Consider the following 23,953-nt stretch of genomic DNA (forward strand, 5'->3'; position numbering starts at 1 on the left):
AAAATCAGTATTCGTAAGTATAACACCTGAATTTAGGGAGGGTTCCCCCCAATTAACACTCCGGCAAACTAATGGGGATATTGATAGCCAGTCCGCCATCTGAGGTTTCCTTGTATTTTGAATTCATATCCAGCGCAGTTTGCCACATGGTTCTAACCACGGCATCAAGGCTTACCTTCGCGTTGTCCGGGTTGGTTTGCAGTGCCAGTTGCGATGCCGTGATGGCCTTAATAGCGCCCATTGTATTACGCTCAATGCAGGGAACCTGCACCAGTCCGCCAATTGGGTCGCAGGTTAGGCCCAGATGATGTTCCATCGCTATCTCCGCAGCCATTAATACCTGCCGTTGCGTACCGCCCAAACATTCTGTAAGCGCCGCGGCAGCCATTGCCGATGAAACGCCGATCTCAGCCTGGCAGCCGCCCATAGCCGCCGATATGGTGGCCCCTTTTTTAAATATACTGCCTACCTCAGACGCCGTAAGTAAAAACTGAACTATGCGTTCATTTTTATAGCCATCACAAAAAACAATATAGTATGCCAAAACCGCAGGTATAACACCTGCTGCTCCGTTGGTAGGCGCTGTAACAACCCGCCCGAAAGAGGCATTCTCTTCGTTAACCGCCAACGCAAAGCAGCTCACCCAATCCAGCGTATTTTGAAAGCTATTGCCCGTAGCCCTGATGGCCAGTATCCATTCATCAAAATTATTATAGGTATGATTGCCAATAAGCCGCTTATTAAGGCTGGCCGCACGCCGGGCAACATTTAGCCCGCCCGGCAGGGTGCCCCGAGTATGGCATCCCCGGTAAATACACTCCTTCAATTCCTTAAAAATAAGGTATAAACCCTGCAAGGTTTCCTGTTCGCTGCGCCAGGCCAGCTCATTCTCCATCACTACTTCAGAGATCTTAAGCCCGGTTTTCATGCACCAGTGCAGCAAATTATTGGCAGTATCAATTGGAAAAGGCAAATCAACCTCTGCTTTTTGCAGCCCTTCGGCCCCATCCTTAACCACAAACCCCCCACCTATAGAATAATAGGTTTCAGATATAGCATTTCCATTACTTAAAAACGCCTGAAACGTTACGGCATTGGGGTGAAAAGGCAAGCTTTCATTATACAAAAACAGCAGATCTCCATTAAAGTCAAACTCAATGATTTTTTTTCCTGCGAGACTAAGCAATCGCGAATTTTTGATATGCTCTGTTTTAGGCCCAACCTGATCAACCTCAAAAGTAACGGGGTCATCGCCGCTTAAACCTAACAAAATGGCTATATCGGTGCCGTGGCCATGGCCTGTTTTAGCCAATGATCCGTAAAGTAAAATCTTCACCTGCTCAACCAGCTGCAATACATCCTTTTGCTCAAGCGACTGCACAAACTGCTGTGCTGCCCGCCACGGGCCAAGTGTATGTGAACTTGAGGGCCCTATCCCTATTTTAAAAATATCGAATACTGAAATTTGCTCCCTTACCATTACCTGCAAACTTACAACAACAGAAGGTCATTATAAATTTTCAATTTAATTGGTTTTCAATTATTTTTTTTCATATTTAGGTAACTAAATCATTCTTAAACTTTAAACCAAAAAACACAATGGAAAATTATGGTTCTGACGCGGGTCCATCCGCTATGTTTGCAGCATTCTTTCTTGCTTTTTTAATTCCTATTTTAATTGTCTATGTAATTACAGCCATAGGTATGTGGAAGACCTTTGAAAAAGCTGGTAAACCCGGGTGGGCAGCGCTGATACCGATTTATAACACTATTATTATTCTTGAAATAGTTGGAAAACCAATATGGTGGATCTTCTTAATATTATTCCCCTGTACCAGCTTTATCTTTGCAATTTGGGCGCTAAACTTATTGAGTAAAAGTTTTGGACAGAGTGAGGGATTTACCGTCGGATTGGTATTGCTCCCGTATGTTTTTATTCCTGTACTTGGATTTGGAAGTTATAAGTATTTGGGGCCATCTGCAAAGGAAGCCGGTGGTTTGATGTCACCAACAAATCCGTTTAACACATCAGATTATAAAGATCCCTTTGGCAATCCTCCATCGCCGCAGGCTTAATGTTGCAAAACTTAACTGCTATACAAATATTTTGCAGCCGGTTAGTTTTTACTAAGTGGCTGCAAAATCATTTACTGCCCTGTCCATTTAAATATCTAACAGGGATTGATTGTCCCGGCTGCGGCTTCCAGCGTTCATTAATTGCGCTGATGCAGGGTAACTTTCAAAAAAGCATCATGTTATATCCAGCCGCTATACCCTTGTTACTATTTTTTCTTTACGGCATAGCCGACAAATTCTGCGGACTGGACAACTCAAAGAACATTGTAAAAAAAACTCTTTTTATACTCGTCGGCAGCATAATACTGGTAAGCTATGGAATCAAAATCTGGAATTTGTACGGTCATTATAGCGCATCTGCCTGAGCGGTGAGGTGGCTATAGTCTTTTACGACCGTTTGCAAAAACAACAGGTTATTCATTTGAGCCGGAACAGTTACCGCCAAATGCGCCTTCACTTTTTCGGCAAGTGTATAAACAATGGTGCTATTACCGGTTTTGAAGAAATTCTGGATCACCTCATGAATTAAGCTAATGTCATTATCACTTAGCTGGCCTGCCTGGGCAAACACGGGTTCATAGCCACTGTCAACATTTTTAAAAACCAGGTTGTCCATTTTTGTACGGGGCACGGTCCGTACCAGTACCGTTCCGGCAACCATATCGCCTATGCGCTGCCCGTTTTCGCTCAATGCTGCTGTAATAAGTGCGGCCAGGCCACCGGTGATACCAAAATCCACTAACCTGAACAACCAGCGCAGTAAATACTGGCTAAATTTGGGCCTGGCACCGTCCAGGCTGATCACCCTTATCTTCATTACCCGTTTGCCAAAGCTTTGCCCGTTAAAAAAAGTTTCACAAAGCAGGTCGTAAAACACAAATATCACTCCTAAAACAATAAAGTAAACTCCGGCACCGCTACCAATGTACGATGAAGAAATAGCGCCCAAAATTGTAAAGGGAATAAAAATCGCATAGTCTATCAGCAAACCTAAAATCCGTTCGCCTAAGCCGCCAACTTCATAGTCTATGTCAATATTCTGAGCGGTATGTACTGTAATTGTTTCCATCTTGTAACAAATATAAATTTGTTATTTATAAATTGGCTGTAGTTTAAAAATTTGTAATTACTTTAAACAAAAATTACAGCATAGAAATGCGCGAAGCCTTGTTTATAAAACAAAACACGCAAAAGTGGAAAGATTACGAAAACGCGAAGTCGATAAGCCCTGACGAGCTTGCAGCATCGTTTATCAGCATAACCGACGACCTGGCTTACGCCAAAACCTTTTATCCTAAATCAAATACCACAAAATATTTGAACGGTCTTGCAGCTGCTTTTCATCAGTCCATTTATAAAAATAAAAAAGAAAAAACCAGTCGATTTATAACCTTCTGGAAATATGAGTTACCCCTGGTGTTTTATAAACACCGCAAGCCGCTCCTCTATTCTTTTTTATTTTTTACCGTTTTCAGCCTTATGGGGGCATTGTCTGCCCGGTATGATAATACTTTTGTGCGGCTTATAATGGGTGATGATTATGTGAACATGACGAACCAAAATATTGCAAAAGGCGATCCGTTTGGGGTTTATAAGCAAGGCGGATCATTTTTGATGTTCGTAATGATAGCCCTCAACAATATTAAGGTGGAGCTTTACACTTTTGTAATGGGTATTTTTTTGTCAGTAGGCAGCGTTTACCAGTTGATGCAAAACGGGGTTATGATGGGATCATTCCAATATTATTTCTTTAGCAAAGGATTAGGGTGGCAATCCATATTGGTAATATGGCTGCACGGCACGCTCGAAATATCCGCCATCATAATTGCCGGTGGCGCGGGCTTGATATTAGGCAACAGCCTGCTTTTTCCTAAAACTTATAAAAGGATAATATCGTTAAAGAACGGTGCGAAAGACGGGTTAAAAATAGCCATTGGCATAATCCCTATATTTATTACGGCAGCATTTTTTGAAGGGTTTGTAACACGCCATACGGAAATGCCGGTTTGGCAAAGCCTTTTAATTCTTACTTGCTCCCTTACCTTTATTATCTGGTATGTAATTTTATATCCAGCAAACCTTAACCGGAAACTAAATCACAATAACTTACTTGTTAATGAAACAACCTATTGAATTAAGACGCTCGCGGGATTTTGGCCAAAGTATAAACGATAGCTTTACCTTTTTAAAACAAAACTATAAACCGTTATTTTCATCGCTTTTTTTAATATGCGGCTTTTTCTTAGTGCTGGGGACCATTACAACTGCCTTTACCTATTTGAAAATGACCAGCATGTACAGTAGTAAACCTGATGATTTTCAAAGCACTAACATAGCTTACCTGCTCAGTGCATTTTTAAGTGCACTATCTTTATTGTTAGCCCAGGCCGGCATCCACTTGGTTACCGTTTGTTACATTTCTGTTTATCTTCAGAAAAACAAAGTGCAACCAACCATTGCCGAAGTATGGGGATACTTCAGATTTTATTTTTGGAGAGTGCTGGGAAGCAGTATATTGATAATTTTACTGTTTATGGTTGGTTTTATCCTGTGTCTGATACCCGGATTTTACCTTATGCCTGTACTCTCGCTTATTGTTCCAATTATCGTTATCGAAAACACATCGTTCCGTTATGCTTTTAACCAAAGTTTCAGGCTTATTAAAGAAAATTGGTGGCAGGTATTTGGTGTTATTTTCATAACGTCACTAATAGTGGGGGTTGCAGGTTCATTCGCAAGCGTGCCTATAACTATTATTTCAGCGGGGGGCAAATTTCTGTCGCTTAAGAGTTTTACTATCCCGCTGATTATATTTTTCAGTGCATTACGTAATATATTAATGCTGGCCTATACTATTCCTTCAATTGCTGTATGCCTTTGCTATTTTAGTCTTGCCGAAGAAAAGGATGGTATGAGTTTGATTGAACGTATTGAAAACTTTGGTAAAAGCGTTGACAATAACCTGAATTTACCCATTGAGGAGTATTAATGTATGTTAAGGTTACCCGTTGTTTTTTGCACCCTGTTTTTTGTGCTGTCCTTATGGGGCATCTCTTTTGCGGCGCCTAAAAAAATCCCGTTAAAAATACTGCCTGATAGTTCAAAAGTTACAGTTAAGAAATTTGATACTAAAGCTTTAGATAAATTAAGCGCAGACAAAGACTTTGACTATAAAGGAGAAGGCGTAGGCAAACCTTCGTTATGGGCCCTGTTTTGGCGGTGGCTTTGGGATGCAATAACCCGGCTGTTTAACCGTATTCCGTTTGGCGGCCAGTTCCTTGAGTACCTGGTATTAGGTATTTCGGCGGCCTTTTTGGTGTATGTAATATTTAAATCCCTGGGAATTGATCTTTCGCGCGGTTGGCGGGGCGACGCGGCAAAGGCTAATTTATCTTATAGCGAATCGCTTGAAAATATTCACGAAATAAATTTTGACGCTGATATTGAAAAAGCCATTGCACAAAATAATTACAGGCTTGCTGTAAGGTTGCTTTATTTAAGATGCTTAAAACAGCTCAATGATAAAAAATTAATACAATGGCAAATTGACAAAACCAACACGACTTATCTTTACGAGTTAACTGATCCTCAGCAAAAACAGGTATTTGGCTTACTTACCCGGCAGTTTGAATATGTTTGGTACGGCAACTTTGCAATCAACAAACAGGCATTTGCCAGCATCGACCTACTTTTTCAGAACTTTAAAAAACAACTGCCATGAGAAGCCTGAAAATTTACCTGATTATTGGTACTATTTTATTGATCATTTACCTAGTTGCCAAAGTTAATCAGCCCAAGGCAGTTGACTGGACGGAAACGCTAAGCAGCAAGGATAAGATCCCCTACGGAACCTATATATTGGCCAACAGGCTGAACGATATTTTTCCGGGGGCGCGCATCAGTACTTACCGGCAGCCTGTTTACAACGTAATTGCCGAAGATTCAATTAAACAAGCGAGCTACCTGATTATCTGTCCCGGCGTTGACTTTTCGCAGCCCGACTATTCACAGCTGATAAAATATTTAAAAGAAGGTAATGACGTTTTTATATCGGCTGAATATTTTGGCAAACTATTTGAAAAAAAACTGAGCATCGAAACTAAAACCTTTTATAACCTGGTTTCAAAAAGGCAGCAGGTCAGGTACCTCAGCCCCAACCTGGAGGCGCATAAACCATTGAGCATTGATAAAGATGTAGCTACTTCCTACTTTTCAAAGTTTGACACCCTGCATGCAGTTGTTTTAAGCGAAAATGCAGACCATAAAGCCAATTTTATTAAATATGTATTTGGTAAGGGTAATTTATATCTGTGTGCCAACCCCAAATTGTTCAGCAATTATAGCCTGCTAAAGCCCGACGGTGCCCTTTATGCTGCAACTGCTTTATCCTTTATAAAAGGCACCAGGCAAATAATTTTGGACGAATATTATACACAGGGCGACAGAGGCGACGACACGCCTATGCGCCTGTTTTTAAGCATCCCGACTTTACAATGGGCTTATTATATAGCATTGTTCAGCCTTTTGGTATTTGTGCTTTATGAAATTAAACGCAGGCAGCGCATTATTCCTGTAATTGAACCGCTCAGTAATGCTACATTAGATTTTGTGACGGTTGTGGGCCACGTGTATTACGAGCAACGCGACAATGCCGACATTGCACAGAAAAAAATCCTGTACCTTTTAACATGGCTGCGTGATGAACACCAAATAAAGACCGCTATAGCCCATGAAAAATTTAAAGAAAAGATCACCAATAAACTCGGCCTCGAGCCTATGTTTGCTAACGAACTGGTAAATTATTTGAAATATATAACCGTACAGGAAAAAGTGAACGACCGCGAACTGATTGAATTAAATAAACTAATAGAGAAATTTTATAAACAAGCCAGGTAATTATGGAAGACGAAATATTTGAACAAAGAACTGACCTTAGCAAGCTGAGCACCGCCGTTGAGCAAATAAAAGCCACGCTCTCTAAAATAATTGTGGGCCAGCAAGCAAGTATCGACCTTATAATTGCCGGCATTCTTGCTGACGGACATATATTGATTGAAGGTGTACCGGGCGTGGCCAAAACATTAACTGCCAAACTTATTGCAAAATCAATTGATGCCAAATATTCAAGGATTCAGTTTACGCCGGACCTGATGCCTTCAGATATTTTAGGTACATCTGTTTTTAATCCCAAAACTACCGAATTTGAGTTTAAGCACGGTCCTATTTTCGGCAACATCATCCTTATAGATGAAATTAACCGTGCCCCGGCAAAAACACAATCGGCCCTCTTCGAAGTGATGGAGGAACGCCAGCTCACTATTGATGGTAAAGCTTACCAAATGGATGAGCCCTTTATCGTACTGGCCACCCAAAACCCGGTTGAGCATGAAGGTACTTATCGCTTACCGGAAGCGCAGCTTGACCGTTTTCTATTTAAGATAGAGATTCAATACCCGTCACTTGATGAAGAGATTGCTATACTAACACAACAACATCAGCAAAAAACCGCCGATCAGCTGAGTCATATCAGTGCGGTAATATCTGCAAAGGATATTATTGAACTTCGCAACAAGGTTAAAGGATTACATGTTGATGAAAAGCTGCTGGTGTATGTGGCCCGGATAATTCACGAAAGCCGTAATAATAAGTCGTTATACCTTGGCGGTTCGCCGCGGGCGTCACTGGCAATTGTAAATGCAGCCAAAGCTTTAGCAGCTATTAAAGGCCGCGATTTTGTTACGCCTGATGATATTACTTTAGCTGCCATCCCGGTTTTAAGGCACCGGATTATGCTAACGCCTGATAAGGAAATGGAAGGCGTTACGCCCGATGATGTTATTGCACAAATAATCCAGAAGATTGAAGTTCCAAGGTAAGAGATTAGTAACCAGGGGTTAGAGATAAAGGGAAATTCAAGACCCTTTTGCCTGATGTTAAGAGAATTATAAGTGAAAAAAGTTTTTAAATTATTTTATACAGACCTGTTTTTTACCAACCGCCTTTTTACCGGGCTTGGCAGCTGCGTCGTGCTGTTTTTGTTTGCTTTCTTTTTTCCATGGCTGGGCATAATTCCCCAATTGGCGTTTTTCACGTTGCTGTTGCTCGTTATTGCTGATGTTGTAATGCTGTACCAGGTTTCGAAGGGTATTTTTGCAAAACGCCACGCGCCAGAGCGTTTAAGTAACAGTGATGACAATGAGCTGGGTATCTACCTGGAGAACTGGTACCCGTTTAACATTAACGTGGGGATAATTGACGAAATTCCATTCCAGTTTCAAAAAAGAGATATCTGGTTCAAAACCACGTTAAAACCACAGCAACGAAAGCTGATTAATTACATTTTACGGCCCACCAGGCGCGGAGAATACGAGTTTGGGGCCATCAGGGTATATGTGATGTCGGCATTGGGGCTCATCAGGCGCAGGTATAATTTTAGCCAGGGCGAAACATTAGCCGTATACCCTTCGTTTTTGCAGATGCGCAAATATGAGCTGATGGCGATATCAAATAATTTATCAGAAATCGGGATAAAAAAGATCCGCCGGCTCGGACACAGCCTTGAATTTGAGCAGGTAAAAAACTATGTCCCCGGCGATGATTACCGCACTATAAACTGGAAAGCTACAGCGCGCCAGGGCAACCTGATGACCAATTCATATACCGACGAGAAATCGCAGCACGTGTATTGTGTAATTGATAAATCAAGGGCCATGAAAATGCCTTTTGAAGGACTCACCCTATTGGACTATGCCATTAACGCCAGCCTTGTTTTATCAAACATCGCATTGCTGAAAGAAGATAAAGCAGGCCTGATTACAGTAGCTGAAAAAATAGGGGCCGTAGTTGCTGCCGACAGGCGCCCTACCCAAATCAATAAGATCCTGGAGGTATTATACAAAGAAAAAACACGCTACCTTGAAACAAATATGGAACTGCTGTATGCCACCATCCGCAATGTGATCAAGCAACGCAGTTTGGTGGTATTTTTTACGAATTATGAAAGTTTGTCGGCCCTGGAGCGGCAGCTACCTTTCTTAAAACGCATTGCGAAGTTCCACCTGCTGCTGGTGGTCTTTTTCGAAAATACGGAGTTAAAAAAGGTTAGTGAACAGCCTGCGGCCGACGTTGAAGGCATCTACATCCAAACGATTGCCAAAAAGTTTGAATACGACAAAAAACTGATTGTAAAGGAACTGGCCAAGTATAACATCCAGTCTATTTTAACCACACCTCAAAATCTTACCATTAATACCATCAATCGCTACCTGGAACTTAAAGCAAGGCAAAAGATTTGATATTAACCCGGTTTTGGAAAATTGATGCCGGCAGCACCCAGGTCTTTAATTATTTTTTCCATCAGTGCAATTTTAACATCTAAGAAGTAAGCAGGCTCTACCCACACATTTACGGTGATCCTGATGCTGTCGCTATCCAGCCCGATGAGGCCTACCCTTACTGCAGGGGTTGTTAAAACGTTTTTTGTTGATTTAATAGCGTCCAGCATTACCTGTTTGGCCTTATCAATATCAGCTGCGTAGGCAAGTTTCACGTCAAAATCAAGGCGGCGCTTGCCCTCCCGGGTAACGTTAACTATTACCTCGTTAAACAGCTTACCGTTGGGGATAATAACGGTTTTATTATCAGCAGTAAGCAATACGGTGTAAAAGATCTGTATAGATATTACTTTCCCTTCCTGGCCCTGGGCAACTATGCTATCGTCCAGGTCAAAAGGTTTCAATAGTAATATTAAAATTCCTCCCGCAAAATTCTGGAACGTGCCAGATAGCGCTAAACCCGCTGCAACAACAAAGGAGCCGATAATAGTGCTGAAAACACTTAGCGGAAAACCGATAGTATAAAATACCAGGATTATAAGTGCTATATAAAGACCGGTAATTACAAGACTTAAAAAAAATGGCTGTAATGAAGAATGTACTTGCTGCCTACTCATTCGGTCGCGGAGCCGCGTCCTGAGAAATCTGATGATCCTAAGACCAATTATTAATATTATAACCCCAATTATTAATCTCGTTCCGTTGATCAATAACCAATCATATCCCTGATCGTAAAAATTTTGAAGCCTCTTACTCATACAAAAGGCGAAATTAATAATTATTATTTACCGTAGATAGTGATAAAGAGCTCCGGACCTTTAAAAAACACCCAATCCACTATTTGGATTTGAATATGCTTTGCTTTTTCTGTTAAATTTTTCATGGTATAAGTGTACATTCAAATGTTGTGCCTTTTTGCTGTGCCGCTGATTTTCTGTACAAAAATACTGCTTATTGTAACCCTATTTTTACTTAATCAATCATTTGATTAACAAATGACAGTCCGTTTACCTTGCTGTGACCAAACGGGTGTGCTATAAAAGAAAACCCCTGTCTGATAAAACAGACAGGGGTTTTCTTTTAATATGTAATCATAGGTCTTCAGTTTTCGGAGAGTTTTTCAACGTCCTGCGCTGCTACCCATGATTTTGGCTTACGGATTGATTACATCATGCCGCCCATGCCGCCGCCACCCATCGGTGGACCACCAGCAGGAGCATCTTCAGGATCATCAGCCAATACACATTCTGTTGTTAACAACATTGCTGCAATTGAAGCTGCATTCTCTAAAGCTACACGACCTACTTTAGTAGGATCAATAACACCCGCACCAATCAGGTTTTCGTATTTATCAGTACGTGCATTGTAACCGAAATCTGCTGTACCTTCTTTTACTTTCTGTACCACGATAGAACCTTCGATACCTGCGTTTTCGCAGATCTGGCGTAACGGCTCTTCAATAGCACGACGAATGATCTGGATACCAGTATTTTCGTCTTCGTTAGCACCTTTAAGGTCTTTCAATGATTCAACGGCACGGATGAAAGCAACACCACCACCTGCAACAATACCTTCCTCAACAGCCGCGCGGGTTGCATGTAAAGCATCGTCAACTCGGTCTTTCTTCTCTTTCATTTCAACTTCAGAAGCTGCACCTATGTATAACACAGCAACACCGCCTGATAATTTAGCTAAACGCTCCTGTAGTTTTTCTTTATCGTAATCAGATGTGGTAGATTCAATCTGAGATTTGATCTGGCTTACGCGAGACTGGATCTCTTCTGATTTACCTGCACCATTGATAACAGTAGTATTATCTTTATCAACAATGATCTTTTCTGCTGTACCTAAGTAAGTAAGATCAGCATTTTCAAGTTTGTAACCTCTTTCTTCAGAAATTACAGTACCACCGGTAAGGATAGCGATGTCTTCCAACATTGCTTTACGACGATCACCAAAGCCTGGTGCTTTAACAGCAGCAACTTTCAGTGAGCCGCGAATCTTGTTAACTACTAATGTAGCTAATGCTTCACCATCTAAATCTTCAGCAATAATTAAAAGCGGTTTGCCGGTTTGAACTTGTTTTTCAAGAATCGGCAATAACTCTTTCATTGAAGATATTTTTTTGTCGTAGATCAGGATGTATGGGTTTTCCAACTCAACTTCCATTTTATCAGCGTTGGTTACAAAGTATGGGGAAAGGTAACCGCGGTCAAACTGCATACCTTCAACAGTTTTAACTTCAGTTTCAGTTCCTTTGGCTTCTTCAACAGTAATTACTCCGTCTTTACCAACTTTTTCCATTGCCTCAGCAATTAACGAACCGATAACTTCATCATTGTTAGCCGAAATAGAAGCTACCTGTTTGATTTTGTTATTGTCTTCGCCAATTGTTTGCGACTGCGCTTTTAAGTTTTCAACAACTTTGGCAACCGCTTTATCAATACCGCGTTTCAAATCCATTGGGTTTGCACCAGCAGCAACGTTTTTAATACCTGCAGTAACAATAGCCTGGGCTAATACAGTAGCAGTAGTAGTACCATCACCTGCAATATCAGCAGTTTTTGATGCAACTTCTTTTACCATTTGAGCACCCATGTTTTCGATAGGATCTTTAAGCTCAATTTCTTTTGCTACGGTAACACCATCTTTAGTAATTGCAGGTGAACCGAATTTTTTATCAATAATTACGTGACGACCTTTGGGGCCTAATGTTACTTTAACTGCGTTAGCTAAAATATCAACACCGCGTTTAAGAGCATCGCGTGCTTCAACATTGTATTTAACTTGTTTTGACATGTTTGTTTGTTTTGAATAGTGTTTAAATAGTTGTAAAAGTTGTATTTGCTGCAGCGGTTGTTAAATTTCCAACCATTACAACGTGTATAACATTTTCAACCTTATAATACCGCGTAAATATCAGTTTCGCGCATAATTAAATACTCTTTGCCTTCGTAGGTAATTTCAGTACCGGCATATTTACCATATAAAACCTGGTCACCAACCTTAACAGTTAAAGGCTCATCAACTTTACCGTCGCCTACAGCAACTATGGTTCCGCGTTGAGGTTTTTCTTTTGCAGTATCCGGGATTATAATTCCCGAAGCAGTTTTCTCTTCGGCCGGAGCAGCTTCCACTACTACCCTGTCTCCGATAGGTTTAATGTTTAATGACATAGTTGTACAATTATTAATTTTTATATTAATTTAAGTTCTGCTAGTGTTTATCATCAATTATGCCAAGCAAGCTCAAACTTCAAAATTGGCATATTATCTGTTCAATTGTCACTTTAAAGGCTGGCTAGATTTTTATAATTAATGATAGTTTAACACCCTAATGCCATGATGTCAGTAAGCATTCAAACTAAAAAGGCTTCACCCCGGTAAGTTACCGGAGTAAAGCCTTTTATATGCGTTGAGTTATTTGTTGTTATTTTTTTTGTGTAGCCGGTGCCGATGGCAGGGTTACTGGTGTTGTAGATGGTGCAGCTACCGGTTTTGAAGCCTTGTCAATCTGCTCTTTCAATTGTGGGTTATCGCTCTTTTCAGTGCCGCCTTTTACGGCAACATTAATAGCCATTGATAAAACCATTAAAGAGATAGCCAGGATCCAGGTACCTTTTTCTAAAAAGTCGCCTGTTTTCTGTACGCCCATTAACTGAGATGAACTTGAGAAATTTGAGGATAAACCGCCGCCTTTAGGATTCTGTATTAATACGATTAGCACTAAAAGGACACACACAATGATCGCTATGATCAACAATAATGAATACATTTCTTTTTATATTAATTGGTTTTCTTTTCTAACTGTTCAATCTTTTCCGCAAAGTAACGGCTTTTTTCCGGAAATCTCAACATCAATTTTTTGTAAGAGGCAATAGCCTTATGATAAAGCATCTGGTCGGAATAAATAGCCGCTAATGTTTCGGATACCAGTTCGTCCCTGTCTTCCGAACTCTTTTTGGCTTTATTTTCATTATCAAGCTTATCACTGCTTTGGGGCCGTATTTGCGGTTCTTCCTGTATAAAACGTTCAATAATCACCTGCTCTTTAAGCTTAGGGGTAAATCCGGAAGTTTCATGTGGCGGTGGCGGCGTTATTTTGTCCAGTTCCTCAACCGAAGTTATATGAAAAATATTCTCATAATACTGCTGCTGCAATTCGTCTGTACCCGGTTTTACTTTTGCTTTACGCTTCTTTTCGTCGACCGCAGGGACATAGGGCTGGTACACGCCGGCATGCTCCTTACGCGTTTTATCCAGCCACCACAAAAAGCTGTAAGGCAGTTTTTCGTCGTTATATTTCGTTACATCCTGCTGATCAGCGTCGTCCGCCTCCGAGTTTACCGCTTCCTGGATTTGCTGAACAACCGGCTCTGTTTCATTTACCGCCGCTTGTTCCTCGTGCCCGCCAAATGCCTGGTCGAACCTGAAATAATCAGTGGCAGCTATATTGCTAATGATGTCCGGCTCAATACTTAAGTTACCATTTACCTCATCAACAGCTTCAGCTGTTAACTCATGTTTACGGTCAACTGTATCGATTTTATCACTGTGATCATTTGGCTCGTCAGCGCTAACCTGTGCAACCTCCGGTGAATGTTCCGCCCCATCAGGTTTTGATACCGGTGCTTCCTGCTCAGCCCGGCGGGCTTCAGCTGCCGCTGCCGTGAAACCAATATATTCAGCAGTAACGGGATCGGCAAATACGCGTTGCTGTTGGCTTGGCGATTCCGGGGAAAGCGTTTCAATAACATTGCTTTCAACCTGGTTTTCAGTATTTGAGTCATAGGAAACTTCAGGAATCTCGTCAGTCGCGGCAGGCTCAGCGGTCACGTTTTCAGGTGCACCTTCGCCAGCAACACCAGCTATCGCTTCCCCGTCAGGCGGCATCCTGTACCCCATTCCAAAAGCATAATTTATAATCGGCTCTGTATAGGCGGCCGCATTTTCAACGTCATCCTTTACTTCATTTGCCGCACTTTCCTTTGTTTCAGTGGTATGTGCAGCCAGAGAATCTTCCATATGCGGAACTTCCATTTCCGGGATCACTGTTTCAGGTACTGCCGTATCAGCAAGCGACACTTCAGCCGGTGTTTCATCAGGCTGCTGATGCTCACTTACTACATCAGAATGTCCACCCGGTATAGCAGCGGTGTTTTCGCCCGCAATGCCGTTTACATCCTCGTATATTGTTTCTACAGCATTTGCTGGAAATGGTTCTTTAAGCAGACTTTCATTTAGAGCCCCGTTCTCAGTTGACGCCGTTAAATCTTGTTCGGCTACCTTGGTTTGATCCAAATAATCAATCTGCCCATTGCTTAAAATTTCATGCCCCGTTGTTTCCAAATGCGCTTCAGGTTCGGGTTGGGCAAATTCATGCGCTATACCGAACTGCACATCTGTAGCGGGCGCTGCTGTTTCAGTCTCTGTTACTGTGGCGGTATGGTCGCTGAAATAATTTTCAGCAGGGTTTACATCCGAAGGTTCGGTATGGGATATGCTTGCATACCTTTTGCCATTCGGAAAAATAATATTTTCATCAGACACTCCCATTAACGATGCAGGAGCATTGATAAGTTTATAAAGCGCTTTAGGATTAAAATAGGCTGCTGCTTTTTTCAGGTTCTTTTCATCGCTTGAGTGTGCGAGCAAAGCCTGTAAGATCCCGCTTTGCGGAAAATCATTAACCAGCCGCTGTAAATTATAATTATATGACTGCGCATCACCTGCTGGGTTAGCTAACAAAGTCCATAAAAATTCGTTCTGACTGTTATTATAATTTTGATCCACTGTTATTGAAAGCTACGAATTAATCCCAATTTGCAAAAGCCCTGTTAAATATATCCTCGGTTAGCTGCTTGTTAATATCTGCTATCAACGCTTGCTCAACCGGGGCAATAGCGCCCTTAAAATCTTTATATTTTGAAAACTGTTGTTCAAAACTAAGCTTTTTATCGGCATCATATACATATTTTACGTTTACAGTTATAGTTAAACGGGTTTGATCGGCAGTGGGCGCTGTGTTATTATTTGTGGCCTGTACCGATACCGGCGCTATATTATAATCACTAATTGTGCCGGATAATACTGCATCAGCCCCTTCGCCGGTTACAATACTTAAGCGGGTAGTATTCCTTATCCGGCTTTTTAGCGCCTCAGTAAACAGCTGACTTAAATTATTTACAACCAATGGAGCAGTATTTTCAAAAAAGTCAACCCTTATGGTTTTCATATTTGGCGGAATTGAAGCTCCGTTTAAACTTAGCTTATATGTACATGCCTGTAAAACCCAAATAAAACCGATAAGCGTAATTGCTAACCCCTTTACTCTCCTCATTTAATTATAAATTTAATTCTTTTATTTTTCTGTACAAAGTTCTTTCTGAAATACCCAGCTCATTAGCCGCCAGCTTACGCTTTCCCTTATGTTTTTTTAATGCTTTCCTTATCAGGTCTGATTCCTTATCTATCAGTGAAAGTGATTCTTCCACCTCCTCGGCATCGTGCGTTATATTATAGGGATTGGCGTTATTACTGTTATTATTGCTAATAACGGGCTGCTGCAAAGTAAATTGCGCTTCAGGCGCGTTAGGTAATTCAATATCCCGGTAAAGCTGATTTATGGCCTGCGAGTGGTTGGCGTGATTAATAGAAATACCTCCGTGTTCGATAATATCGGCCACCAGTTTTTTCAGTTCAACCATATCGCGCTTCATATCAAACAGCACTTTGTATAATATATCGCGTTCAGAGAAATCCTCTTTGGGCTGGTTCTCAACACGCATGGGCAAATTACGACCACCCATTTCAAGCGGAATATAAGTGAGCAGTGTTTGCGCGGTGATAATCCTGTCGCGCTCCAGCACAGCCAATTGCTCAGCCATATTTTTAAGCTGCCTTACGTTGCCCGGCCACGAGTAATTAATGAGTACCTGTTGTGCCTCCTCATCCAGCTGAATAGGCGGTGTGCGGTATTTATCGGTAAAGTCAGAAGTAAATTTCCTGAACAGCAAATAAATATCTTCCTTTCTGTCCCGCAGCGGCGGAATACGAAGCGGCACCGTGTTTAAGCGATAGTAAAGATCTTCCCTGAATTTGCCATTTTTTACGGCATCGTAAACATCAACGTTGGTAGCCGCTATTACGCGTACATTGGTTTTCTCAACCTTTGATGAGCCTACCTTTATATATTGTCCCGACTCAAGCACCCTTAGCAGTCGGGCCTGTGTGCCCAGCGGCATTTCAGCAATTTCATCTAAAAAAATGGTACCGCCGTTTACGGTTTCAAAATAACCCTTACGTTCGCCAACTGCACCGGTATAGGCACCTTTTTCGTGCCCAAATAATTCCGAATCAATAGTCCCCTCGGGTATGGCTCCGCAGTTTACCGCAATAAAAGGCCCGTGCTTACGCGGGCTCATTTGGTGGATAATATGCGAAAACACTTCCTTACCACTGCCACTTTCCCCGGTTATTAAAACGGATATATCAGTGGGTGCTACCTGGTTAGCTATATTTATAGCCCGGTTAAGCAAAGGCGAACTGCCGATGATTCCGAAACGTTGTTTAATTTCTTGTACTTCCATAATGGTTAGTGAGTAGTTGAATCGGACGGTCAGTTCGCTTGGCTTACCATTTGTAAACTAATTGTACTTGTCGGCTTCTTCAACGCAATCCAACTTATTCAACTACGCTACCTATTAGCGTTGCTGTTGTGCATTTTTCAACCAATACGTTAACATATTCTCCAGGTTTATAACCTTCCGCTACCGGGAAAACAACTACCGTATTCTGATCGCTTCTGCCTGAATAATCTTTTTCTGATTTTCTTGAAAATCCCTCAATCAATACTTTTTGGGTTGTGCCAACCAACTTTTTGAGCCTTTCATGTGAGTGCTGCTGCTGCTTGGCCACTACTTCCTGCAGGCGGCGCTTTTTCACTGCTTCAGGAATATCATCGGCATAACGCTTGGCGGCTAAGGTTCCCGGCCTTTCCGAATACATAAACATGTAGGCAAAATAAAACTGCACATGATCCATTATACTCAGGGTTTCCTGGTGCTCCTCCTCTGTTTCGGTACAGAAACCGGTAATGATATCAGTTGATATGGCGCACTCAGGAATAATACGGTTTATTGCCGCTACCCTTTCCATATACCACTCGCGGTTGTAGGTACGATTCATTAATTTTAACACCCGGCTATTACCTGATTGAATAGGCAGATGGATGTAATTGCAAATGTTATCATACTTAGCAATGGTATGTAACACATCATCAGTTATATCCTTAGGGTGGGAAGTCGAGAAGCGAACGCGCAATTCAGGGCTTATTAATGCAACCCTCTCTAACAGGTTAGCAAATGTTACACCTTCGCCTGAATGCGATACCTGGTTTTGTAATTCTATAAAATCCTCGCCCGAAGCAAGCACCCTGTCCAGCAGATCCATTCCTAAAACCGGTTTTTCGCTTTCTGCCCCTGTTTGCTGGCCTTCGGCCTTCCATTTATAGGAATCAACGTTTTGCCCAAGCAGGGTAACCTCGCGGTAACCCCGGTTAAACAGATCATGGCATTCGGCAACAATTGATTGCGGATCGCGACTACGCTCTCGGCCGCGCGTAAACGGCACCACACAGAACGAACACATATTGTCACAGCCCCGCATTATCGATACAAAAGCATTAATCCCGTTGCTGTTTAAACGCACGGGACTGATGTCGGCATAAGTCTCCTCGCGCGATAAAAGCACATTCACCGCTTTCTGGCCGCCGTCCACCTGCTCAATCAGGTTAGGGAGGTCACGGTAGGCATCAGGTCCAACAACCACATCAACCAGCTTCTCTTCTTCCAAAAATTTTGATTTTAGCCGTTCGGCCATACAGCCAAGTACTCCTACTACCAGCCCGGGATTTTTCACCTTGGCAATCGCAAAATCCCTCAGGCGGGCACGCACGCGCTGTTCGGCGTTCTCACGGATGGAGCAGGTATTTATAAATATAACATCAGCTACCTTATAGTCTGATGTGGTTTCAAACCCTTTTTCAGATAAAATTGAGGCTACTATCTCACTATCAGAGAAATTCATGGCACAGCCATAGCTTTCAATGTATAATTTACGACCGTTATTATTGGCGTTAATAGGTTCCAACAACAAAGCCTCACCTTGTCTGCTTTCATCGTGCGCTTTATCCGGAACAAGCAAATCCATCATCATTGTAAAAATTAGTCTGCAAAAATACATAAAAATTAATTACAGTGTGACAGATTGGCAGATATTTAGTTAGCCGGAATATTTATTTGAATTATTAAAAAACGTTGTGAACGCGTTCCTTTACCAGGCTTTATAAAGGATTTGAGATCGGCCCGCGCCGCTAATAATCTTGCATACTCTTTGTAACCATCAGGTTACCATCTAACAAAATTAAATTTCTGTTGTTCATAAAAAAAACAGCATAAACACCAGTGGAACAACAGTATATAGAACCTAAAAAAATCAAAAAATGGCCTTTTTATCTATTGGCGATAGTAGTATTGCTTGCCGGAACAGGTTATTACTTTTATAATAAATACATCGCATCAAACCGCTGGAAACCATTGTTGCAGGCACAGCTTAAAGAACTGGTATTAAAATCAACAGACAGCTTATACCATATTGAATACTCGGATTTTGACCTTAATCTTACATCGGGAGATGCATCGGTTTATAATTTTAAGCTGGTGCCTGATACCAATGTGTATAATAAGCTGGTGGCCCTGCAAAAAGCACCCGATAACCTGTTTATATTAAGTGTTAAAAAACTATCGATCAAAAACGTTGGCGCACGTAGGGCTTACCAGGAAAAGATCCTGAACATTGATAATATTTCAATTGATAAGCCCGAGCTTACCATCATCAATAAGCGCTATAAATTTAACGATACAGTAAAAGTGGGCAAACCTAAAACCCCCTACCAAATTCTTAAAACAACGTTTAAGCAATTACATATTGACTCTATTTCGTTGAATAATATCAGCCTTAATTACATTAATAAAAGCCACCCGGTAACCAAACACACAGCGTTAAAGCACCTGGACATCCATATTTCTGATATTGCCATTGATTCATTATCTGATAAGGCACCAGACCGTTTTTACTACACCAAAGGAGTGGAAGTTACCATACACGACTACGATATTTTAACTCCGGACAGTATGTATTCGGCCAGTCTTAAAAAAATCTATTTTTCTACCGCACAGCGAAAAATAGTGATGGATAACATTTCATTTAAGCCCAGGTACAACAGATCTGATTTTTACAAAGTGAGTGGCCAGCCGGGCGATATTTATACTTTAAAATTTAAGCAGATAACTATTGACGATATCGATCTTCAGACCTTTTTACGCGACCAGGTATTGTGGGCGGGGGTAATGAATATCAATACCCCGGATGTGCTGATCTATACCAATAATGCTTATAAAGGCAAAAAGACAAGTAAAATTGGTAAGGACCCGCACCAGGCACTGCAAGACGTTTCGCTGGACATGAAGCTAAAAAGGATAAATATCAGCAACGGTAACATCAACTATTCTGAAACAGATGCAACATCCGGCTACACCGGACAGATAATTTTTAAAAACACCAATGGCTATATTTTAAATGTAACCAATGACGACGACCAGAAAAAAGTAAACCCATACATGCGGGCCTACATTAGTACCCGTTTTATGGATGCGGCGCCTTTACAAGTAAACTTTAAATTTAACCTGCTTGCTAAAGATGGTGCATTTAATTACTCCGGCGAGCTAGGAAGCTTCGACGGCAGGAAACTGGATAAACTGGTAAAGCCGCTGGCACTGGTACATGTTGAGTCGGCCGATATAGAGAAATTGAAATTCAACGTGGATGCCAGTAATTACAGCGGCAAGGGAAACCTTGAGTTTTACTATAAAAACCTCAATATTCAATTGTTGAAGAAAGTGGACGGAAAGGCCGGACTTCAAAAACAAGGCCTAATATCCATGCTTGCTAATAACCTTGTGCTTGAAAGCAATAACCCCGATAAAAAAGGCGTTTTCAGGCCGGGCCCGATTGATTTAAAAAGAGAGCCTACCGTCTCTTTTTTTAGCTTTTTGTATAAGGGTTTGCTTGATGGGTTAAAACCAAGTGTTGGCTTTGATAAAAAAACAGAGAATAAAGTTAATACTGCTGTTACAAAAGTTAGTAATTTACTGGATAAATTTAATAAGTTTAAGGCTGATCGCAAAGCAAAGCGGGAAGCAAGAAAGCAAGCCAAACAGGTAAAGAAAGATTCCCTTGAAAAAGCTAAGCAAAACAATGGTAATTAATGGTATTAGAATATTTAAAGCATAGGTGGCAAAAAATAAGCATTGCCATATTACTGGGTGTTACCGCGCTTGTCCTGGTTCTTGCTTTAGTTATCAATAGCTATTGGTCGCCAATACTGGAGGCAAAGGTCAAAGACATTGTTGCAACCAGTTCCGACGGTCTTTATAAAATTGATTTTTCATCGGCCGATTTGCATGTACTCCGGGGCACCATCGTAATTTTCAATATCACCCTAAAACCTGACACAGCCGTTTATAACATAAAAAAGAAAGCCGGGCTGGCCCCCAATAACCTTGTTGAGCTACACATAAAAAAACTGGTCCTTTCACACATTCACCCTATCGGACTTTATTTCAGGCACAGGCTTAATATAGGGCAGGTAATGTTATACAACCCCGAGCTTAATGTTAGTTACCAGCTTAATCATACCCGCGATACCGTTGTAAAAGATAACCGGACGGCATGGCAAAAAATATCAAAAAGCCTGCATTATATTCATATCCGTGATATATTAATGGGCGATGTAAAATTCACTTATAAAGATTACTCAGGTCATAAGCTGGCTATATCGCAGCTTAAGGAAATGAACTTCAGCGCACACGACCTCCTGATTGACTCCGCCACACAAACCGACCGGTCACGCCTGCTTTATTGCAAGGATATAACCGCCGAGTTGAATAACTACAAGGGCAAAACGGCAAGCGGGCTGTATTCCTACAGCATAAAATCTGTTAAGCTATCTACCTCCAGGTCACAGCTGAATATTAATGGATTGATTATAAAACCGGCAGATACCAGCGTGTTTTTTTCAAAAAGCCACAAAGATCGTTTCACACTTAATCTTGATTCGGCGCAGTTAAACCATTTCGATTTTTTGAGTTATCATAAATACAGGATCTTATCCGCCGCTGGCCTTACGATAAGTAACGGTACTTTCCAGATATTCGCCAATCCTAATCAATCAAAAACTATAAAAGACAAGATCAAAAGCTTCCCTAACGCAGCCATTGATAGCATCAGTGCCGATATCAGGATTGATACTGTTTTGATCCGCAGGATGAATGTTATTTATAACGAGTATAACGCCAAATCAAAACAAACCGGATCGCTTGAATTTAACAAAACAAGCGGGCATGCTTTTAATATTACTAATAATAAGGCTGCCCTTAAAAAAAACAACATCAGCACCGTCCGGCTTACTACGTATTTCATGAACCGGGGAGAACTTAACACCACCTTTAATTTCAATTTAACTGATAAAAACCATTCATTCAATTATAAGGGGCACCTGGGCCCCATGAATCTTCAGGCGTTAAATCCGGCAGTTATGCCCCTTGCAATGGTTAAGGTTAACTCGGGTAAGCTTAAAGAGTTCAGCTTTGATATCCAGGCAGATAAAAAGGCATCAAGGGGAAAGGTTGTGATGTTGTACAACGATGTCAAAGTATCATTATTAAAAGCCGATACCAGTAATGATAAGCTGAAAAAGAAAATGTTCGCTTCTTTGTTCGCTAACATCTTTATCCTAAAACATAACAATCCTGATAACGAAGGTGCCCAGCCGCGAATTGCATGGGTAAACTATTCACGCACCCCGGAAACAGCTTTTTTTAAAACGTTATGGCAAACATTATTAAGCGGGATAAAGCCCTCGATAGGTCTGGATAAAAAAACCCAGCAAGCAGTTACCACCATGCAGGACCAACAAAAGCAAAATAAAAAAGACCGGAAACTGAGGAAAGAATTGCGGAAACAACGACGGGCGGAGCGTGAGCTGCAAAAGGAAATAAGAAAGAATGCAAAAGCGGAGTTGTAATGATTAAGCTGATAAATTTAATTTCAAGTTACACCGAAGTTCATTAACCACATTAGCCGAATACCTGTTGTTGTTTAATTGAATATCAGCCTATTCCAAAATCTTATTTAAATTCCTGAGTTTTATCTCCTCTCCGTGCAACATTTCCTAATCCAATTGCATCTTATGATTAAAGTAACCAATAAACATTATGAAAAGAATAGCATATACCTTATTTGCGGCTGTATTGCTTAGTTCAGCTACACTCAAAGCGTCAGCACAATCCGAAGAGTCGCGACAGGTTTCGGGATTTAATTCAATTGCATCCGGCGGCGCATTCGATGTTCATGTGAAAATCAACGGAACCGAAAGTCTAAAGATCCAGGGAGATGCGGATGCGGTTAAAGAAATTGAAACGAAAGTTGAGGACGGCCACCTGCAGGTAAAATTCAGGCACCATGATAATTGGAACCATGAAAACTATGGGCCGATTCATATTTATATTACTGCAAAATCATTGTCAGGCCTGGCAAATGCGGGTTCCGGCTCAATTAAGGTTGAAGGCACCGTTAGCGGGGACAAGGTCAATGTCGTATTAAGCGGCTCCGGAAGTATTTCATCGGCCGTAAAAGCTGGCGATTTCCACGTTGTGCTTAGTGGTTCAGGTTCAATTAACCTTACCGGAAGCGCTGACGAAACAAAGATCTCCATCAGCGGATCGGGCGATGTGAACGGTAAAGAATTTAAAACCAATACCGCAAGTGTCGCAATTGCCGGATCGGGCAATGCGCACCTGGGTGCTGACAAAAGCATTTCGGCTAGCATTGTAGGTTCGGGCAATGTGGTTTACAATGGCAATGCGACCATCAGTGATACCCGCACTGTTGGTTCAGGCAGGTTAAGCAGGCAGAATTAAGTATCCTCTTCGCAAAATTACACTTAATTAACTTCTATATATTTCTTACAAAAACCGCTGTAATGGCGGTTTTTGTATTACCCTATTATTTCTTTTTTTTATTTTTCAGATAATCCTCTCTAATGGCTACCATGTCAATTTTTGAACAATCGCTGATTAAGTTTGCTACAATTTGGAGCGGCATAGCCGTTTCATCTTTAAAGTTTATACACCCTTTTTGAAAACGGGCACCGGGCAATAGTTCCATGTACCTTATGCGAAGCTTACTATCAACATAAATGGGCATCAGATGTAAAGACATATAATCTTTTACCGCTGCAAGCGCATATTTAAAAGCGCCCCTATCGTTATAAATTATCATTTCCTTCCCCATCATACTGCCAATGGCAGCTGTTACAGTTGGATCATTCTTTATAATGAGCTCATGCATAGCGTGCATCAAAGATCTGCGCTGCTCATCCTGCTTCAGGAAATAGTCGCTTATTGACATGCCTTTTTATTTTTA

At 41.3% G+C, this 23,953-nt stretch carries 22 protein-coding genes; 11 read left to right on the forward strand and 11 right to left on the reverse strand.

The features are described from left to right. Positions 1-52 precede the first annotated feature (52 nt). Positions 53-1,480 carry an L-serine ammonia-lyase gene (locus tag MuYL_RS19215; RefSeq protein ID WP_094572097.1) on the reverse strand — a complete coding sequence of 476 codons (1,428 nt, stop codon included), beginning with the start codon at positions 1,478-1,480 and terminating at the stop codon, positions 53-55. 119 nt (positions 1,481-1,599) lie between these two features. On the opposite strand from MuYL_RS19215, the gene MuYL_RS19220 reads away from it, so the two are divergent. Then, positions 1,600-2,076, forward strand: a complete 477-nt coding sequence (locus MuYL_RS19220; protein ID WP_094572098.1) for a DUF5684 domain-containing protein — start codon at positions 1,600-1,602, stop codon at positions 2,074-2,076. Next, positions 2,076-2,441, forward strand: coding sequence for a DUF2752 domain-containing protein (locus MuYL_RS19225; RefSeq protein ID WP_094572099.1), 366 nt, complete (start codon positions 2,076-2,078; stop codon positions 2,439-2,441). Before MuYL_RS19220 ends, MuYL_RS19225 begins: the two co-directional genes overlap by 1 nt. Here MuYL_RS19225 and MuYL_RS19230 read toward each other — a convergent pair. Continuing rightward, positions 2,423-3,145: an RDD family protein gene (locus MuYL_RS19230; protein ID WP_094572100.1), complete on the reverse strand. Its 723-nt coding sequence runs from the start codon at positions 3,143-3,145 to the stop codon at positions 2,423-2,425. The genes MuYL_RS19225 and MuYL_RS19230 overlap by 19 nt on opposite strands. A gap of 86 nt (positions 3,146-3,231) precedes the next feature. Between MuYL_RS19230 and MuYL_RS19235 the strand changes: the two genes are divergently transcribed. From MuYL_RS19235 to MuYL_RS19260, 6 genes are all read left to right on the forward strand, one after another. Next, positions 3,232-4,209, forward strand: a complete 978-nt coding sequence (locus tag MuYL_RS19235) for a stage II sporulation protein M (RefSeq protein ID WP_094572101.1) — start codon at positions 3,232-3,234, stop codon at positions 4,207-4,209. Then, positions 4,193-5,065, forward strand: a complete 873-nt coding sequence (locus MuYL_RS19240) for a hypothetical protein (RefSeq protein WP_094572102.1) — start codon at positions 4,193-4,195, stop codon at positions 5,063-5,065. Before MuYL_RS19235 ends, MuYL_RS19240 begins: the two co-directional genes overlap by 17 nt. A 3-nt stretch (positions 5,066-5,068) precedes the next feature. Beyond that, positions 5,069-5,797: a DUF4129 domain-containing protein gene (locus MuYL_RS19245; RefSeq protein WP_094572103.1), complete on the forward strand. Its 729-nt coding sequence runs from the start codon at positions 5,069-5,071 to the stop codon at positions 5,795-5,797. Beyond that, entirely contained in the window at positions 5,794-6,972 is a 1,179-nt protein-coding gene (locus tag MuYL_RS19250; protein ID WP_094572104.1) for a DUF4350 domain-containing protein, read from the forward strand. Before MuYL_RS19245 ends, MuYL_RS19250 begins: the two co-directional genes overlap by 4 nt. A gap of 2 nt (positions 6,973-6,974) precedes the next feature. Beyond that, the gene (locus tag MuYL_RS19255; protein ID WP_094572105.1) at positions 6,975-7,952 is read left to right on the forward strand and encodes an AAA family ATPase; all 978 of its coding nucleotides are present in this window, start codon (positions 6,975-6,977) and stop codon (positions 7,950-7,952) included. Between the two features lie 72 nt (positions 7,953-8,024). After that, entirely contained in the window at positions 8,025-9,371 is a 1,347-nt protein-coding gene (locus MuYL_RS19260) for a DUF58 domain-containing protein (protein WP_094572106.1), read from the forward strand. A gap of 2 nt (positions 9,372-9,373) precedes the next feature. On the opposite strand, the gene MuYL_RS19265 is transcribed toward MuYL_RS19260, so the two are convergent. From MuYL_RS19265 to MuYL_RS19300, 8 genes are all read right to left on the reverse strand, one after another. Beyond that, a complete protein-coding gene (locus MuYL_RS19265; RefSeq protein ID WP_245845626.1) occupies positions 9,374-10,027 on the reverse strand; it encodes a mechanosensitive ion channel family protein in 654 nt (217 codons plus the stop codon). 547 nt (positions 10,028-10,574) lie between these two features. After that, positions 10,575-12,209: a chaperonin GroEL gene (gene groL, locus MuYL_RS19270; protein WP_094572108.1), complete on the reverse strand. Its 1,635-nt coding sequence runs from the start codon at positions 12,207-12,209 to the stop codon at positions 10,575-10,577. A gap of 101 nt (positions 12,210-12,310) precedes the next feature. Next, a complete protein-coding gene (locus tag MuYL_RS19275) occupies positions 12,311-12,586 on the reverse strand; it encodes a co-chaperone GroES (RefSeq protein ID WP_094572109.1) in 276 nt (91 codons plus the stop codon). A 253-nt stretch (positions 12,587-12,839) separates the two neighbouring features. Further along, a complete protein-coding gene (secG, locus tag MuYL_RS19280; protein WP_094572110.1) occupies positions 12,840-13,184 on the reverse strand; it encodes a preprotein translocase subunit SecG in 345 nt (114 codons plus the stop codon). Positions 13,185-13,195: 11 nt separating this feature from the next. Next, positions 13,196-15,202, reverse strand: coding sequence for a hypothetical protein (locus MuYL_RS19285; protein WP_094572111.1), 2,007 nt, complete (start codon positions 15,200-15,202; stop codon positions 13,196-13,198). A 19-nt stretch (positions 15,203-15,221) separates the two neighbouring features. Further along, a complete protein-coding gene (locus tag MuYL_RS19290; RefSeq protein WP_094572112.1) occupies positions 15,222-15,749 on the reverse strand; it encodes an LptE family protein in 528 nt (175 codons plus the stop codon). A gap of 4 nt (positions 15,750-15,753) precedes the next feature. After that, a complete protein-coding gene (locus MuYL_RS19295; protein ID WP_094572113.1) occupies positions 15,754-16,998 on the reverse strand; it encodes a sigma-54 interaction domain-containing protein in 1,245 nt (414 codons plus the stop codon). A gap of 94 nt (positions 16,999-17,092) precedes the next feature. Next, complete coding sequence (locus tag MuYL_RS19300; protein ID WP_094572114.1) at positions 17,093-18,622, reverse strand: MiaB/RimO family radical SAM methylthiotransferase; 1,530 nt, start codon at positions 18,620-18,622, stop codon at positions 17,093-17,095. A gap of 251 nt (positions 18,623-18,873) precedes the next feature. Between MuYL_RS19300 and MuYL_RS19305 the strand changes: the two genes are divergently transcribed. The 3 genes from MuYL_RS19305 to MuYL_RS19315 all read left to right on the forward strand — a co-directional run bounded on the left by MuYL_RS19305 (position 18,874) and on the right by MuYL_RS19315 (position 23,448). After that, positions 18,874-20,736 carry a hypothetical protein gene (locus tag MuYL_RS19305; protein WP_094572115.1) on the forward strand — a complete coding sequence of 621 codons (1,863 nt, stop codon included), beginning with the start codon at positions 18,874-18,876 and terminating at the stop codon, positions 20,734-20,736. Then, positions 20,736-22,553, forward strand: a complete 1,818-nt coding sequence (locus MuYL_RS19310) for a hypothetical protein (protein ID WP_094572116.1) — start codon at positions 20,736-20,738, stop codon at positions 22,551-22,553. Before MuYL_RS19305 ends, MuYL_RS19310 begins: the two co-directional genes overlap by 1 nt. Before the next feature lie 190 nt (positions 22,554-22,743). Beyond that, positions 22,744-23,448 carry a head GIN domain-containing protein gene (locus MuYL_RS19315; protein ID WP_094572117.1) on the forward strand — a complete coding sequence of 235 codons (705 nt, stop codon included), beginning with the start codon at positions 22,744-22,746 and terminating at the stop codon, positions 23,446-23,448. Between the two features lie 85 nt (positions 23,449-23,533). Here MuYL_RS19315 and MuYL_RS19320 read toward each other — a convergent pair whose 3' ends face one another. Beyond that, complete coding sequence (locus MuYL_RS19320) at positions 23,534-23,938, reverse strand: hypothetical protein (protein WP_094572118.1); 405 nt, start codon at positions 23,936-23,938, stop codon at positions 23,534-23,536. Positions 23,939-23,953: the final 15 nt, after the last annotated feature.

This window comes from Mucilaginibacter xinganensis, from assembly GCF_002257585.1.
Lineage (GTDB): Bacteria > Bacteroidota > Bacteroidia > Sphingobacteriales > Sphingobacteriaceae > Mucilaginibacter > Mucilaginibacter xinganensis.